The 15,544-nt window shown below is 67.2% G+C and carries 15 protein-coding genes and 2 tRNA genes; 8 read left to right on the forward strand and 9 right to left on the reverse strand.

The genetic code is table 11. The features are described from left to right. Position 1 precedes the first annotated feature (1 nt). A complete protein-coding gene (locus Q9S36_RS20045) occupies positions 2–946 on the forward strand; it encodes a hypothetical protein (protein ID WP_311286650.1) in 945 nt (314 codons plus the stop codon). Positions 947–1,095: 149 nt separating this feature from the next. On the opposite strand, the gene Q9S36_RS20050 is transcribed toward Q9S36_RS20045, so the two are convergent. Both Q9S36_RS20050 and Q9S36_RS20055 read right to left on the reverse strand, forming a co-directional pair. Then, positions 1,096–1,168, reverse strand: a tRNA-Ala gene (locus Q9S36_RS20050). A 14-nt stretch (positions 1,169–1,182) separates the two neighbouring features. Beyond that, positions 1,183–1,256: transfer RNA gene (locus tag Q9S36_RS20055), tRNA-Ile, on the reverse strand. A 114-nt stretch (positions 1,257–1,370) separates the two neighbouring features. On the opposite strand from Q9S36_RS20055, the gene Q9S36_RS20060 reads away from it, so the two are divergent. Continuing rightward, positions 1,371–2,096, forward strand: coding sequence for a VIT family protein (locus Q9S36_RS20060; protein ID WP_311286651.1), 726 nt, complete (start codon positions 1,371–1,373; stop codon positions 2,094–2,096). A 21-nt stretch (positions 2,097–2,117) separates the two neighbouring features. On the opposite strand, the gene Q9S36_RS20065 is transcribed toward Q9S36_RS20060, so the two are convergent. From Q9S36_RS20065 to dnaA, 7 genes are all read right to left on the reverse strand, one after another. Continuing rightward, positions 2,118–2,525: a DUF3566 domain-containing protein gene (locus tag Q9S36_RS20065; RefSeq protein ID WP_064002812.1), complete on the reverse strand. Its 408-nt coding sequence runs from the start codon at positions 2,523–2,525 to the stop codon at positions 2,118–2,120. Further along, positions 2,522–5,080, reverse strand: a complete 2,559-nt coding sequence (gene gyrA, locus Q9S36_RS20070) for a DNA gyrase subunit A (protein WP_253035462.1) — start codon at positions 5,078–5,080, stop codon at positions 2,522–2,524. The genes Q9S36_RS20065 and gyrA overlap by 4 nt, the downstream gene beginning before the upstream one ends. A gap of 51 nt (positions 5,081–5,131) precedes the next feature. After that, on the reverse strand, positions 5,132–7,174 hold the full coding sequence (gene gyrB, locus Q9S36_RS20075) for a DNA topoisomerase (ATP-hydrolyzing) subunit B (RefSeq protein ID WP_311286652.1): 2,043 nt from the start codon (positions 7,172–7,174) through the stop codon (positions 5,132–5,134). Between the two features lie 123 nt (positions 7,175–7,297). Then, a complete protein-coding gene (locus Q9S36_RS20080; RefSeq protein WP_064002810.1) occupies positions 7,298–7,792 on the reverse strand; it encodes a DUF721 domain-containing protein in 495 nt (164 codons plus the stop codon). Beyond that, on the reverse strand, positions 7,779–8,945 hold the full coding sequence (recF, locus tag Q9S36_RS20085; RefSeq protein ID WP_311286653.1) for a DNA replication/repair protein RecF: 1,167 nt from the start codon (positions 8,943–8,945) through the stop codon (positions 7,779–7,781). Before recF ends, Q9S36_RS20080 begins: the two co-directional genes overlap by 14 nt. Positions 8,946–9,000: 55 nt before the next feature. After that, the gene (gene dnaN, locus Q9S36_RS20090) at positions 9,001–10,143 is read right to left on the reverse strand and encodes a DNA polymerase III subunit beta (protein ID WP_217528892.1); all 1,143 of its coding nucleotides are present in this window, start codon (positions 10,141–10,143) and stop codon (positions 9,001–9,003) included. A 431-nt stretch (positions 10,144–10,574) separates the two neighbouring features. Continuing rightward, positions 10,575–11,999 (reverse strand): chromosomal replication initiator protein DnaA, encoded by a 1,425-nt coding sequence (gene dnaA / locus Q9S36_RS20095; protein WP_311286654.1) that lies wholly within the window; start codon positions 11,997–11,999, stop codon positions 10,575–10,577. Positions 12,000–12,302: 303 nt separating this feature from the next. On the opposite strand from dnaA, the gene rpmH reads away from it, so the two are divergent. Genes rpmH through rsmG form a run of 6 tightly spaced genes read left to right on the forward strand, consistent with a single transcriptional unit; the run spans position 12,303 to position 15,403 of the window. Continuing rightward, complete coding sequence (rpmH, locus tag Q9S36_RS20100) at positions 12,303–12,440, forward strand: 50S ribosomal protein L34 (protein ID WP_064002918.1); 138 nt, start codon at positions 12,303–12,305, stop codon at positions 12,438–12,440. A gap of 9 nt (positions 12,441–12,449) precedes the next feature. After that, complete coding sequence (gene rnpA / locus Q9S36_RS20105; RefSeq protein ID WP_217528887.1) at positions 12,450–12,788, forward strand: ribonuclease P protein component; 339 nt, start codon at positions 12,450–12,452, stop codon at positions 12,786–12,788. Further along, complete coding sequence (gene yidD / locus Q9S36_RS20110) at positions 12,785–13,141, forward strand: membrane protein insertion efficiency factor YidD (RefSeq protein ID WP_082886155.1); 357 nt, start codon at positions 12,785–12,787, stop codon at positions 13,139–13,141. The genes rnpA and yidD overlap by 4 nt, the downstream gene beginning before the upstream one ends. A 6-nt stretch (positions 13,142–13,147) precedes the next feature. After that, complete coding sequence (gene yidC / locus Q9S36_RS20115; RefSeq protein WP_311286689.1) at positions 13,148–14,242, forward strand: membrane protein insertase YidC; 1,095 nt, start codon at positions 13,148–13,150, stop codon at positions 14,240–14,242. Between the two features lie 20 nt (positions 14,243–14,262). Then, positions 14,263–14,766, forward strand: a complete 504-nt coding sequence (locus tag Q9S36_RS20120; protein WP_311286655.1) for a R3H domain-containing nucleic acid-binding protein — start codon at positions 14,263–14,265, stop codon at positions 14,764–14,766. After that, on the forward strand, positions 14,759–15,403 hold the full coding sequence (gene rsmG / locus Q9S36_RS20125) for a 16S rRNA (guanine(527)-N(7))-methyltransferase RsmG (RefSeq protein ID WP_311286657.1): 645 nt from the start codon (positions 14,759–14,761) through the stop codon (positions 15,401–15,403). The genes Q9S36_RS20120 and rsmG overlap by 8 nt, the downstream gene beginning before the upstream one ends. The last annotated feature ends 141 nt before the right edge of the window (positions 15,404–15,544 follow it).

Below are 15,544 nucleotides of genomic sequence, written 5' to 3' on the forward strand. Positions count from 1 at the left end.
CGTGGGAGCAGGTGGCCGATCGGCGACCAAAGCCGTCGACCGATTCGGGGTTCGCGCTGAGCGGTGGTTCAACGAGTTCTGGCCCGACGTCGCCAACTACCTGGGGACGATCGCACTTGCCGCGGCCGGAGTTGTTGGAGTCATCTTTCCTGAGCCACCCGACAGTGAGCAGGCGACGGCCTCGACGGCCGCGCCGACGCCGTCACCTTCAACCGGCGAGGTAGAAGCCGCAGCGATCTCGTGGCCCTTCTCGGCCGTAGCAACGTGGACCGTCGCGCTGCTGGTGAGCGGCGCGATTCTGGTTCTGATCGGATACCTCGGCTCGCGAAGGCGTAGAACTACGGCCCACAAACTCTCTGGACGCGCGGAGACGGCCGAGGCTGACCTAGACGAGCACGCGGCGGGCCTTGAGTCCGTGCTTCGAGCGATGCTCGTAGGTCTCCTCCACGAACTCAACATCTACCGAGATGACACTCGCGCCTCGATCTATGCTCGCGACGGCGAGTCATTCGTTCGCCTTGCTCGGGTCTCGAAGAACCCAGTGCTAAAAGCCGGAGGACGTCCTTCTTACCCGGCCGATCAGGGAGTAATTGGGCTCGCTTGGCGTGAGGGGAAGGCGAGTCTCACAAATCTTCCCGAAGACCGCGCCGACTGGGAAGCGAAGATGGTCGAGTATGGATTGTCGGCCGAGGACGCTCAGGGCCTCCGTATGCACTGCAAGAGCATCGTCGCTCTGCGAGTTGATGGCCCCGGTCCCGAATTCGATTCTCTCGCGATCGTGGTTTACGAGAGCGAGGCGAAGCGCGGCGTCCACGGAACCACGATCGATCACACGCGAGAACTCGATGGGTGGAAGATCCTGACCGCCGCGATAGCGAACATGCGCGATTCGATCGATGCGGTCGCCCGAGTGAAGCACGCAGCCGACGACAGCAATCGACGTTGAGCGGATCGAACAGGGCAGTCAGTGATGTCATCAGCGTGCCGTCGTCAGAGGCTAATGGCACGCCGATGGCACGAGAGGTCACGCCGAGACCGAGAACATACCCCGACCAGGTGACCCGAAGAGTCGTCTGATCAGGATAATTTTTCCTGTGGAGCCTAGGAGATTCGAACTCCTGACATCCTGCTTGCAAAGCAGGCGCTCTACCAACTGAGCTAAGGCCCCCGGTGCGGTGACGGTGGGGCTACCAGGACTTGAACCTGGGACCTCTTCATTATCAGTGAAGCGCTCTAACCGCCTGAGCTATAGCCCCGTCGTTGCCGGCTCACACCTGCAACCTCCAAGACTTTACCCGAAGAGGGCGCCGTTTGACGAATCCGCGGCGGCGGCGGCCCGCGGCATCCGTTCGATCTGATTCACTGGCCTCATGAGCACGACCATCCCCCGTGAGCCCGGCCACCGCGAACCGCAGGGCGCCGGCCTCGGCCAGCGCTTGAACTGGCTGCGCGCCGGTGTCCTCGGCGCGAACGACGGCATCGTCAGCGTCGCCGCCGTCGCGGTCGGCGTCGCCGGTGCGACGAGCGACCTCGGACCGATCGTCACGGCATCGTCCGCCGCTCTCGTGGGTGGGGCGATCTCGATGGCGCTCGGCGAGTACGTCTCGGTGAGCAGCCAGCGCGACACCGAGCGCGCGCTCATCGAGAAGGAGACGCGGGAGCTCGCCGAGATGCCCGACGAGGAACTCGGCGAACTCGCCGAACTCTACGAGGCGAAGGGGCTGAGTGCGGAGACCGCGCGGAAGGTCGCCGAGGAGCTGACCGCGCACGACGCGCTGCGCGCGCACCTCGACATCGAGCTCGGCATCGACCCCGACGAGCTGACCAGCCCGTGGCAGGCTGCGGTGTCGTCGGCGATCGCCTTCACGCTCGGCGCGCTGCTGCCGTTCCTGGCGATCCTGCTGCCACCGGCGGAATGGCGGGTGCCGACGACGTTCGTCGCCGTCCTCATCGCGCTGGGTCTGACCGGTACGATCTCGGCGACCCTCGGCGGCGCCGGCAAGCGGCGGGCCGTCGTGCGTCTCGTCGTCGGTGGGGCGCTCGCCCTCGCCGTCACCTGGGCGCTGGGTCTGCTGCTCGGGACATCCGTCGCGTGAGCGGATGCCGCAGCATCCGACTCAGTTCGAGGTGAAGCCGACGAGCAGGCCGCCGGTGACCTTGACCATGAGGTTGTAGATCCCCGCGAGGACCGCACCCAGCACGGTCACGACGATGAGGTTCAGGATCGCGACGACCGCGGCGAACGCCATCACCTGGGGCAGGTTGAGGATCGAGGCGAGCGTGAAGGTGTTCTCGCCGTTGACCGCACCCAGCAGGGCGTCGACCTGGCCGACGAGACCGGTCGAGCTGATCACGAGGTAGACGAGCAGCGTCGAGACGACCGTGACGATCGCGAGGGCGACGGCCGCCAGGAAGGACAGCTTCACGGCCGACCAGAAGTCGACGTAGACGAGACGGAGGCGGACCTGCTTCGCGGTCGTCCGGCTCGAGGACTTCTTGGCCAGCTTGTCGGCTACGGAGCTCATGCGTCACTCTCTTCGGTGGTCTCGGGAGCTGCGGCGGCCTCCTCGGCCCCCGCACTCTCAGCCAGACCCCGCTCGCCGTTGCGGGCGATCGCGAGGATCCGGTCGTCGTCATCGGGGCGAGCGAAGACGACACCCATCGTGTCGCGACCCTTCGCAGGCACCTCAGCAACGGCCGAGCGTACCACCTTGCCGCTGGCAAGAACCACGAGGACCTCGTCGTCCGCGCTGACGATCAGACCGCCCGCGAGCTCGCCGCGGTCGTCGTGCAGCTTGGCGACCTTGATGCCGAGACCACCGCGGCCCTGCACGCGGTACTGGTCCACCGAGGTGCGCTTGGCGTACCCGCCCTGGGTGACGACGAAGACGAATCCCTCGTCACGGACGACGGATGCCGAGAGCAGGCTGTCGCCGTCGCGGAAGGACATGCCCTTCACACCCTCGGTCGAGCGGCCCATCGGACGCAGTGATTCGTCGTTCGCCGTGAAACGCAGCGACATGCCCAGGCGCGAGACGAGCAGGAGGTCGTCGGTCGAGTCGACGAGCATCGCGCTGACGAGCTCGTCGCCGTCCTCCTCGTCCTGACCGCGCAGGCGGATCGCGATGATGCCGCCCTGCCGGTTCGTGTCGTACTCGGTGAGCGCCGTCTTCTTGATCTTGCCGTCGCGCGTCGCGAGGACGAGGTACTCGGCCGCGGCGTAGTCGCGGATGTCGAGGATCTGCGCGACGTCCTCGCCGGGCTGCAGGGCGAGCAGATTCGCGACGTGCTGCCCCTTCGCATCCCGTCCGCCCTCGGGGAGCTCGTAGCCCTTCGCGCGGTAGACGCGCCCCTTGGTCGTGAAGAACAGGAGCCAGTGGTGCGTCGTCGAGACGAAGAAGTGCTCGACCACGTCGTCGGCGCGCAGCTGCGCACCCTTCACACCCTTGCCGCCGCGGTGCTGCGAGCGGTAGTTGTCGCTGCGTGTGCGCTTGACGTAGCCGTTGCGCGTGACGGTGACGACGATCTCCTCTTCGGGGATCAGGTCCTCCATCGACATGTCGCCGTCGTAGCCGTGCAGGATGTGCGTGCGACGCTCGTCGCCGAACTTCGCGACGATCTCGCCGAGCTCCTCGGCGATGATCCCGCTCTGGCGGTCGCGCGAGACGAGGATGTCGTTCAGGTCCGCGATCTTGAGCTCGAGCTCGGTGGCCTCGTCGACGATCTTCTGGCGCTCGAGGGCGGCCAGGCGGCGCAGCTGCATCGTCAGGATCGCGTCGGCCTGAGCGTCGTCGACGTCGAGGAGCGACTTCAGCCCTTCGCGCGCCTCGTCGACCGTGGGGGAGCGGCGGATGAGGGCGATGACCTCGTCGAGCGCGTCGAGCGCCTTGAGGTAGCCGCGCAGGATGTGCATGCGCTTCTCGGCCTCGCGCAGTCGGTACCGGGTGCGGCGGACGATGACCTCGAACTGGTGCGCGAGCCAGTAGCTGATGAACCCGTCGATCGGCAGCGTGCGCGGCACACCGTCGACGATGGCGAGCATGTTCGCGCCGAAGTTCTCCTGCAGCTGCGTGTGCTTGTACAGGTTGTTGAGGACGACCTTCGCGACGGCATCGCGCTTCAGGACGACGACGAGTCGCTGACCGGTGCGGTCGCTCGTTTCGTCGCGGATGTCGGCGATGCCGCTGAGCTTTCCCTCGCGCACGAGCGAGGTGATCTTGGCGGCGACGTTGTCGGGGTTGACCTGGTACGGGAGTTCGGTGATGACCAGGCAGGTGCGGTTCTGGATCTCCTCGACGTTCACGACGGCGCGCATCGTGATCGAGCCGCGACCCGTGCGGTACGCCTCACGGATGCCCTTCGTGCCGAGGATCTGCGCGCCGGTGGGGAAGTCGGGCCCCGGGATGCGCTCGATCAGCGCATCGAGGAGCTCTTCGCGGGAGGCATCCGGGTTCTGCAGGGCCCACATGACGCCGTCGGCCACCTCGCGGAGGTTGTGCGGCGGGATGTTGGTGGCCATGCCGACGGCGATACCGACCGAGCCGTTGACCAGGAGGTTCGGGAAGCGCGAGGGCAGGACGACGGGCTCGCGGGTGCGGCCGTCGTAGTTGTCCTCGAAGTCGACGGTGTCCTCGTCGATGTCGCGCACCATCTCGAGGGCGAGCTGAGCCATCTTGGTCTCGGTGTACCGGGGGGCCGCGGCGCCCATGTTGCCGGGGGAGCCGAAGTTCCCCTGACCGTCGGCCAGCGGGTAGCGCAACGACCACGGCTGCACGAGACGGACGAGTGCGTCGTAGATCGCGCTGTCACCGTGCGGGTGGTACTGACCCATGACCTCGCCGACGACGCGGGCGCACTTCGAGTAGCTCTTGTCGGGACGGTACCCGCCGTCGTACATGCCGTAGATGACGCGGCGGTGCACGGGCTTGAGGCCGTCTTCGACGCGCGGCAGCGCGCGACCCACGATGACGCTCATCGCGTAGTCGAGGTAGCTCCGCTGCATCTCGACCTGGAGGTCGACCTGGTCGATGTTGCCGTGCTGGTAGCCGGCGTTCGGGTCGGGACGCTCTTCGTCAGCCATGTTCTCTCAGTCTTCGTTCGTCGTCGGAGTGCCGGGGCGGATGCGGTGGACTCAGATGTCCAGGAACCGCACGTCCTTGGCGTTGCGCTGGATGAACCCGCGCCGCGCCTCGACGTCCTCGCCCATCAGCACGGAGAAGATCTCATCGGCCGCGGCCGCGTCGTCGATGGTCACCTGACGCAGCGTGCGCGTCTCGGGGTCCATCGTCGTCTCCCACAGCTCCTTGGCGTTCATCTCGCCGAGACCCTTGTAGCGCTGCACGCCGTTGTCCTTCGGGATGCGGCGTCCCGCCGCGGCCCCTTCGCGCAGCAGCGCGTCGCGCTCGGCGTCGCTGTAGACGTACTCGTGCGGCGCGTTGGACCACTTGAGCCGGTACAGCGGCGGCTGCGCGAGGTAGACGTAGCCCGCCTCGACGAGCCCGCGCATGTAGCGGAACAGCAGGGTGAGCAGGAGGGTCGTGATGTGCTGGCCGTCGACGTCGGCATCCGCCATCAGGACGACCTTGTGGTATCGGGCTTTCTCGATGTCGAAGTCCGGCCCGATGCCGGCGCCGAATGCCTGGATCATCGCCTGGATCTCGGCGTTGCCCAGGGCACGGTCGAGCCGCGCCTTCTCGACGTTGAGGATCTTGCCGCGCAGCGACAGGATCGCCTGACGCTCGGGGTCGCGGCCGGACACGGCCGAGCCGCCGGCCGAGTCGCCCTCGACGAGGAAGATCTCGCTGATCGACGGGTCCTTGCTCGTGCAGTCCTTGAGTTTCTCGGGCATGGATGCCGACTCGAACACGCTCTTGCGACGCGCCGTCTCGCGCGCCTTGCGCGCCGCCATGCGCGCGGTCGCCGCTTCGATGGCCTTCGTGATGATGAGCTTCGCCTGCTGCGGGTTGCGGTCGAGCCAGTCCATGAGCTGGTCGCCGACGACCTTCTGCACGAAGGCCTTCGCCTCGGTGTTGCCGAGCTTGGTCTTCGTCTGGCCCTCGAACTGCGGCTCGGAGAGCTTCACCGAGATGACGGCGGTCAGGCCCTCACGGATGTCCTCGCCGGCGAGGTTCTCGTCCTTGTCCTTGAGGAGGCCCTTCTCCTTGGCGTAGCGGTTGATGTACATCGTCATCGCCGCACGGAAACCCTCTTCGTGCGTGCCGCCCTCGTGCGTGTTGATCGTGTTCGCGAAGGTGAAGACGTTCTCGGTGTAGCCCGAGGTCCACTGCATCGCGAGCTCGAGCGAGATGTGACGGACCGTGTCCTCCGACTCGATCTCGATGATCTCCTCGTTGATGACCTCGGCCTTGCGGACCTTGTTGAGGTACTCGACGTAGTCGACCAGGCCACGCTCGTACAGGAAGTCGTCGTGGCGCTGCGTGGTCTCGGAACCACCCTCGGGCAGATCCACGACGTCGAGGGCCTCGGGGCGCTCGTCGGTCAGGGTGATGCGGAGACCCTTGTTGAGGAACGCCGTCTGCTGGAAGCGCGTGCGGAGGGTGTTGTAGTCGAAGTCGGTGGTCTCGAAGATCGCCGCGTCGGGCCAGAACGTGATGGTCGTGCCGGTCTTGTCGCTCTCCTCGCCCTTGACGAGCGGGCCCTCGGGCTTGCCGCCACCCGAGAACGTCTGACGCCAGATGTGCCCCTGACGCGCGATCTCGACCTCGAACCGGGTCGACAGCGCGTTCACGACGGACGATCCGACACCGTGCAGACCACCCGAGACCGCGTACCCGCCGCCGCCGAACTTGCCGCCCGCGTGGAGGACGGTCAGGACGACCTCGACCGTCGACTTGCGGGGGTCGGAGGAATGCGGGTCGACCGGGATGCCGCGGCCGTTGTCGACGACGCGCAGGCCGCCGTCGGCCAGGATCGTGACGTGGATCGTGTCGCAGTAACCGGCGAGGGCCTCGTCGACGGAGTTGTCGACGATCTCGTAGACCAGGTGGTGCAGACCGCGCTCACCGGTCGAACCGATGTACATGCCGGGGCGCTTGCGGACGGCCTCGAGGCCCTCGAGGACCTGGATCTCGTCTGCCCCGTACTCCGCGGGGATCCGGGGTGCGGCGGGCGGGTCGAGATCCTCGGGAGTGTTGTCGGGGGTATCTGACGTCATCGGTTTCGCGCGCTCCACATCCATCGTCTGGGCTTGATCCCAGTCTAGTGCCTCACGCCCTCCCTACGCGGCTGAACGCCGCTGTGGCGGCACGAAACCTTTCCTAAGCCTCCGGGACGTCGGTCAGCCGTAGGTATCGCGTGGACCCCGCCCTGGAACGGCTCTGGGGCCCCATTTCCAAGAGGGGACGTCCGGCCCCACGAAACGCACGGACTCGACGCCGGCCTCCGGGAACCGCCGGATGAGCTCGGTGACGATCGTCGCGCGCATGAGGTGGAGGTTCTTCGCCCACGCCGTCGAATCGCACTGGACGGTGAGCACGCCGTCGCTCAGGGCGACCGGATCCGCGTGACGCGCGGTCTCCTCGCCGGCGACCTCGGCCCACTGGAGCACGAGGTCCTCCTTCGCGAGCTGCGCGTCCCATCCCGACTGCCGGGTGAGGTCGGCCAGCAGGTCGCCGACGCCCTTGGGATCGCGACCCGGCGTGAACGGCTGGTTCTCGTCGTCGTCGTTGCGCCGCTTGCGGCGGCGCTTCTTCGCGGCCGACGGCTCGAGTCCGCGCAGCCGAAGGTAGGTCGCGACCGTTTCGGGGATGCCGGTGGTGTCAGACATCGGCATCCGTCACGATCGTGCCCGCCTCGACACGGACGGTCCGGACCCGGAGCGACGCCGGGACGTCGCCCTCGACCGCCGCCGTGACGATGACCTGCTCGAAATCGGCGACGACGCCCGCCAGACGGGCGCGCCGGTCGGCGTCGAGCTCGGCGAAGACGTCGTCGAGGATGACGATCGGGTCGCCGAGGCGCAACTGGTCGCGCAGCAGCTGCGCCGACGACAACCGCAGCGACAGGGCCGTCGACCAGGACTCGCCGTGCGAGGCGTACCCCTTCACGGGGAGTCCGCGCAGGCGCAGGAGGAGGTCGTCGCGGTGCGGTCCCACGAGGGTCACCCCGCGCTCGAGCTCCTGGGACCGCTTCGCCGCCAGTCCGGCGCGGAAGGATGCCGCGACCGCGTCGGCCCCGACGGCGGAACCCGTCTTCGCGACGGGTGCGGCGTCGTCCTCCGGGTCGGACCCCTCGACCGTGAGCACCCATTCGAGCTGCGGGTCGTGGTCGGCGCCGGCGATGGCCTCGTACGCGTCGCGCATCGGCTGCGCGAGATCCTCCGCCAGGCGCAGGCGGGCCAGGATGATCTCGGTGCCGAGCGAGATGAGTTTGTCGTCCCAGACGTCGAGCGTCGTGAGCTGCTCGGCCTTCAGCCCCCGCGCCCGCGCCGACTTCAGCAGCGCCGTGCGCTGCTTGAGCACGCGGTCGTAGTCGCCGAGCACGCCCGACATGCGGGGCGCGCGCTGCACGAGGAGCTGATCGGCGAACCGGCGTCGCGCGGACGGGTCGCCGCGCACGATCTGCAGGTCCTCGGGGGCGAAGAGCACGACCTGCGCGTAGCGCGGGAGCTCCGAGGTGCGCACCGGCGACCCGTTGACGCGCGCCTTGTTCGAGCCGGACCGGTTCAGCTGCGCCTCGAGTTGGATGCGGCGGTCGCCGTACCCGAGCCGGGCGCGGACGAAGGCGGCATCCGCCCCGTACCGGACCATCGGCGCATCCTGCGACACCCGGTGCGAACCCAGCGTCGCGAAATAGCCGATCGCCTCGGCGAGATTCGTCTTGCCCTGGCCGTTGCGGCCGACGAACACGTTCGGACCGGCGACCAGACTCACGTCGGCCGCCGCGTAGTTGCGGAAGTCGACGAGACTCAGGTGCTCCACGATCACCAGATCACCCTCCCTCGAGGCTCCGACACGCCTCGATGTGGACGGACGCCGGGGGTCAGCGCAGCAGGAGGTTCGGCTGCAGCAGGTACTTGAAGCTCTCGGGCGTGCCCGAGGTCTGCGGCGTGATGAGGACCGGGCTCAGCTTGTTGGCGTTCTCGCTCGAGGTGAACGTGATGCGCGTGAACTCGCTCTTCACGGCGCCGAGCGCCTCGAGCAGGTACTGCGGGTTGAGCCCGAGGGTCACCTCGTCGCCGGCGAGGGTCGCGTCGACCGACTCGGTGGCGCGGGCCTGCTCGGTGCCCGCGGCATCCATCGACACACCCTCGTCCGAGAACGTGAATCGCAGCGGCGCCGACCGGTCGAGCACGAGCGAGACGCGGCGGACGGCCTCGGCGAGCTCCGCCGTGTTGACGACCGCATAGTGCTCGGTCTGCGCGGGGAAAAGCCGCCGGACCGGGGGGAAGTTGCCCTTGATGAGCAGGGAGGTCACGGTCTTGTTGCCCGCCGTGAACGCGATGATCTCGCGGTCGCCCGAGCCGGAGAACGAGATCTGGATGTCGCCGGAGTGCGCGAAGGTCTTCCCGACCTCGGTCAGCGTGCGCGCGGGGACGAGCGCGGTCGTCGCCTCTTCGCGGGCGACGGCGCCGCTGTCGAAGTTGATCTCGCGCAGCGCGACGCGGTAGCGGTCGGTGGCGACGAGGCTGAGTTCGTTGCCGGTCACCTCGAGCTGCACACCCGTCAGGACCGGGGTGACGTCGTCGCGGGAGGCCGCGAACGCGACCTGCGCGATCGCGGTCGAGAAGTCGTCGCCCGGGACGAGGCCGGAGTCGCCCGAAACCTCGGGGATCGCGGGGTACTCGGCGACGGGCATCGCCGCGAGGGTGAACCGCGCCGAACCGCACGTCAGGAGGATCTCACCGTCGGCATCCTGCGTGATCTGGATCGGTGCGTTCGGCAGGCGGCTCGCGATCTCGGACAGCAGTCGGCCGTGGACGAGGATCGTGCCCGGCTCGTCGACCGTCGCCTCGATGCGGGTACGGGCGGATGCCTCGTAGTCGAACGCGGCGAGCGACAGACCGTCGTCGCCGGCTTCGATGAGGACACCGGCGAGGATCGGCTGCGGGTTCCGCTGCGGGAGCAGTTTCACGACGAACGACACGGCTTCGCTGAATACATCGCGGTTGACGTGGAACTTCACTGATGCTCCCTTGACGGCGAGATGGGCCCTCTCATGCTAGTGCCCACGACAGGACGCTCCGGAAGCCGCTCTGCCGAGCTCGCCGCGACCGGCCCGCACCCCGTGGGTGTGATCGGATCGGGCTTCCATTAGATAGTTCTCTGTCTTCTTGTTAACAGCTGTGGAAACTGTGGATAAGTCGGTGGATCCCTGTCGTCGAGCCGGAACCACATCCGTGTAACTTGTGCACGGACTGCGGAAAGACGCGTGAGTCCGGCGACGACGAATCGTTGCGTGTCATCCGTTCATCCACAGGCTGTCGCCGTTCGTTCACATCCGACGGCCCGTGACGCACAGTTATCCACAGGCTTTCCACACTGTGGGAAACGGCATTTTGGTGGTCCGGCCGCGGACGTGTCAAGTACGGCCGCACACCCGGGCGTGTGGGGCCGTCAGCGCGAGGAACGGCCGAGCTGAGAGGTGATCTCGGACACCTGGTTGTAGATCGAGCGACGCTCCTTCATGAGCTCGCTGATCTTCTTGTACGCGTACATCACCGTCGTGTGGTCGCGGTTGCCGAACAGCTGACCGATCTTCGGCAGCGACAGGCTCGTGCGCTCGCGGCACAGATACATGGCGATCTGCCGAGCCGTGGCGACGGACTGCGAGCGGCTCGAGCCGTACAGGTCGTCGACCGTGAGGCGGAAGTACTGGGCCGTGGCCGAGATGATGTCGGTCGGCGAGATGACGTTCGCATCGTCCTGGTCGACGATGTCGCGGAGCACCGTCTGCGCGAGCGAGATGTCGAGGTTCGAGCGGTTCAGGCTCGCGAACGCGGACACCCGGATGAGGGCGCCCTCGAGTTCGCGGATGTTGCTCGACACCTTGGTGGCGATGTACTCCAGCACGTCGTCGGGCACCTGCAGGCGCTCGGACTGCGCCTTCTTACGCAGGATCGCGATGCGCGTCTCGAGGTCGGGCGCCTGCACGTCCGTGATGAGACCCCACTCGAAGCGGCTCCGCATCCGGTCCTCGAACCCGGTGAGGTGACGCGGCGGCACGTCGCTCGTGATCACGACCTGCTTGTCGTGGTCGTGCAGCTGATTGAAGGTGTGGAAGAACGCCTCCTGCGTCTCGGCGCGACCCTGCAGGAACTGGATGTCGTCGATGAGGAGGATGTCGACGTCGCGGTACCGGGCCTGAAACGCCGACGCGCGGTTGTTCACGATCGAGTTGATGAAGTCGTTCGTGAATTCCTCACTCGAGACGTACCGGACCTTGATGCCCGTGTAGAGGTTGATCGCGTAATCGCCGATCGCGTGCAGGAGGTGGGTCTTCCCGAGGCCCGAGTCCCCGTAGATGAACAGCGGGTTGTACGCCTTGGCCGGCGCCTCGGCGACGGCGACCGCCGCCGCGTGCGCGAATCGGTTGGACTGGCCGATGACGAAGTTGTCGAACGTGTACTTCGGGTTGAGGCGGGTGTCGTTGCGGGATGCCGGTGCCGCCTGCTCGCTGTAGTCCTCGGCGTTCGGTCGGGTCGGTGCCGACTGGGTCGGCGCGAGGGCCGACTGGACCGGGACCGGCGCGGTGAGGTGGGTGTCGCCGAGTTCGGGGTTCACGACGACGCGGAAGGTGCTCGCCGACGGCTCGGCGTCGACCTGCGCAAGGGCCTCCATGATGGGTCCGCGCAGGCGCTTGTTGAACTGGCCGGCGGTGAGGTCGTTGGGGACGTCGAGGTAGAGCGTCCCGCTCATCACCCCCTGGGCGACGGCGAGGTTCACGAAGCCGTGCAGCTGCGGCGTGACGCGGTCGTCGTTCGCCAGCACGTCGAGCACGGCGCTCCAGACGGGGACATCTGGAAGTGCGTGCTCGGACATGACCCTCCCCGGGTGTGGACAATGGTGTGCACGGTACTGTGCACAACCTGTGGATAAGTATCCGGATCACGCTAGTCATCGGCGCTCCGCAAGGCAAAACCCACTGTAGAACCGGCCCGCGTGTCGTCGCCAGCAGCGTTCGGGCGTCGGTGGATAATGGCCGGTCGGCGTCCCGGTTTGGGATCTCAGGAATCTCGACGTATCCTAGGTCGGTTGACTTGTGCCTCTTGGCGCGAGTCCCCCATGTACCTGTGTCCCCGGTCTCGAGCGTTCGGGTGACCCCGCCCATCCGGAGTGATCTTCATGAGCAAGCGCACGTTCCAGCCCAACAACCGCCGCCGCGCCAAGAAGCACGGCTTCCGCGCCCGTATGCGCACCCGCGCCGGCCGCGCCATCCTCTCGGCTCGCCGCTCCAAGGGGCGCACCGAGCTCTCGGCCTGACACCACGCGGTGCTGGCGCGCGGGAACCGCATCACCCGCGGGGCGGACTACCGTTCCGTCGTCCGCGGAGGTTCCCGCTGTCCGGCGGCCCACACCGTGACCCACGTGGTCAGCACGTCTGAACAGCGCCCCCCACGCTTCGGCTTCATCGTGAGCAAGCAGGTGGGGGGCGCTGTCGTGCGCAACACGGTGCGTCGCCGGCTCAAGGCGATCTGCGCAGAGGCCCTGCCAGAGGTCCGGCCCGGGGCCGATGTGGTCATCCGCGCGTTGCCCGCTGCGGCATCCGTCGATTTCGCGACCCTGCGCACGGAGGTCATCCGCTGCCTCGAACGGAAGGCGGCCGCATGAGCTCGGCGCCTCTTCCCTCGTACACCCGCGGAACGGCGGTGATGGATGCCGCGACCCTGCCGGCGACGATCACGCTGCTCCCCCGCAACGCGGTGATCGCCCTGCTGCACGGCTACCGGGCGACCGTCTCCCAGCTGTACGGCGACGTGTGCAAGTACTATCCCTCGTGTTCGGCCTATGCGCTGGGCGCCGTGCAGCAGCACGGGGTCCTCAAGGGCTCGGCGCTCGCGGCGGCCCGTCTCGCGAGATGCCACCCGTGGGCCGCGGGCGGCATCGACGACGTCCCCGCTCACACGCACTTCCGGCACGACCTGACTTCGCACGGCTTCGTCGTGCCCCTCAGAAAGGATTGATCCGTGATGGATCGCTTCGCCTCGGCGACCCTCCCGCCGCTCCCGAACCCGACGACACCCGAACCCGGTGATCCTGACTTCTTCAGCATCATCCTGTGGCCGTTCAAGTTCGTCGTCGAGGCGATCCTCGTCTTCTGGCACTGGATCTTCACGTCGATCGGACTGGCACCGGATGCCGGCCTGACCTGGGTTTTGTCCATCATCGGGCTCGTGATCGTCGTGCGTGCCGCGCTCATCCCGCTGTTCGTGCGGCAGATCAAGAGCCAGCGCAAGATGATGGAACTCGCGCCCGAGATGCGCAAGATCCAGGAGCGGTACAAGGGCAAGCGCGACCAGCTGTCGCGCGAGGCCATGAGTCGCGAGACCATGGCGATGTACAAGAAGCACGGCACGACGCCGCTGTCGAGCTGTCTGCCACTGCTGGTGCAGATGCCGATCCTCCTCGGCATGTTCTACACGCTCAGCGAGGTGAAGCGTCACGCGGAGTGGGGTGTGGGTGGCACCGGCCTGCTGAACGCGACCCTGACGCGCGAGTTCTACAACGCCGAGCTGTTCGGTGTCGCACCGCTGCACGTCAACATGATCGACGCGATCAACACGAATCAGACGGCGACCGTCGTGATCCTGGTGATCCTCGTGATCCTGATGATCCTGTCGCAGTTCTTCACGCAGCTGCAGATCATCTCGAAGAACCTCTCCCCCGAGGCCAAGACCGGCCAGGCCTACCAGATGCAGCGGATCATGCTGTACGTCCTGCCGCTGGCCTTCATCTTCTCGGGTGTGTTCTTCCCGCTCGGCGTCGTCATGTACTGGTTCACCTCGAACAGCTGGACCATGGTCCAGCAGTTCGTCGTCATCCGGAACCTCCCGACCCCCGGGTCGGAGGCGGCCAAGGCGCGCGAAGAGCGTCTCGCGAAGAAGGGCAAGGCTCTCGACTCGAGCGGCAAGGTCATCCCCCTCGCCAAGTACGAGGCCGAGCAGCAGCGCCTGTTCGAGGAGGCCGAGCGCGCGAAGGCGCAGGCTCCCAAGCGCCAGCAGCCGGTGAGCAAGCAGCGCGCGAAGAAGCAGGCTCAGAAAGGCAAGCAGGACGGCACGTCCTGACGAGGACCGAAGGATCGACCATGACGACCACTGACCAGACGCCCGGCGCTCGCGCTGTGCCCACCGTCGACGAGCTCGAGCAGGAAGGCGACATCGCCGCCGACTTCGTCGAGGGCATCCTCGACATCGCGGACATCGACGGCGACCTGACGCTCGATGTGCGCGCCGGCCGCGCTTACGTGTCCGTCGAGAACGAGCACCCGGATGCTCTCTCGCTCCTGTCCGACCCTGAGACAGTGCAGGCGCTGCAGGAGTTGACCCGCATCGCGGTGCAGACCAAGACCGGTCGGTTCTCGCGCCTCATCCTGGATGTGGGCGGATCCCGCGACGCGCGGCGCGCGCAGCTGCAGAAGCTCGTGGAGCGCGCGCTGGAGCGTCTCGACGACGGTGCCTCGCAGGCATCCCTGCCGCCGATGTCCAGCTACGAGCGCAAGCTCGTGCATGATATCGCCGCGGAGCACGGCCTGGTGTCGGAGTCCTACGGCGAAGGCGCCGATCGCCACACCGTTCTGCGCCGTGGCTGACGTTTCACGTGAAACACCCGAGCGCGAACCGGATGCCGCGGCATCCGTCTTCGGCGATCGGATCGATCTCGCACGTCGCTTCACCGACGCGCTGATCGCCCAGGGCGAGGAGCGCGGTCTCATCGGACCACTCGAACTCCCCCGCATCTGGACCCGGCACATCCTCAACAGTGCGGTCGCTGCGCCGCTGTTCACGGCCGGATCCCGCGTCGGTGACATCGGGTCCGGCGCCGGCCTGCCGGGACTCGTGCTCGCGATCGCACGTCCTGACGTCCGCTGGGTGCTCATCGAGCCGATGGAGCGCCGCATCGCGTGGCTGACGGAGCAGACGGACGAGCTCGGGCTCGACAACGTCGAGATCCTCCGCGCACGCGGCGAGGACTGGACCGAGGGTCCGGTGTTGGATGCGGTGACCGCCCGTGCCGTGAGCGCGTTCCGCACCCTCATCCCGATCACGGCGCCGTTGGTGCGGGACGGCGGGGAGTTGGTCCTGCTCAAGGGTGCCAACGCAGCGAACGAGATCTCCGCTGCGGAGAAGGCGATCCGGAAGTTCCGGTTGTCGGATGTTCGGGTCGAACCCGTTGGCGACGGTGTCGTCACCGAGCCGACGCGCGTCATCCGCGCCACCGTGCGCTGATAACAGGCGGCGATGTTTCACGTGGAACATCGAGCGGCCTGCAACGTCGGCGAACGTTTCACGTGAAACGTGGGGAGCGCAGGTTCCCTGTTTCAAGTGAAACAACGACCGGCGCCCGAGGCTGACGGAGGCCTCGACTAC

This window comes from Microbacterium sp. ARD31 (assembly GCF_031844425.1).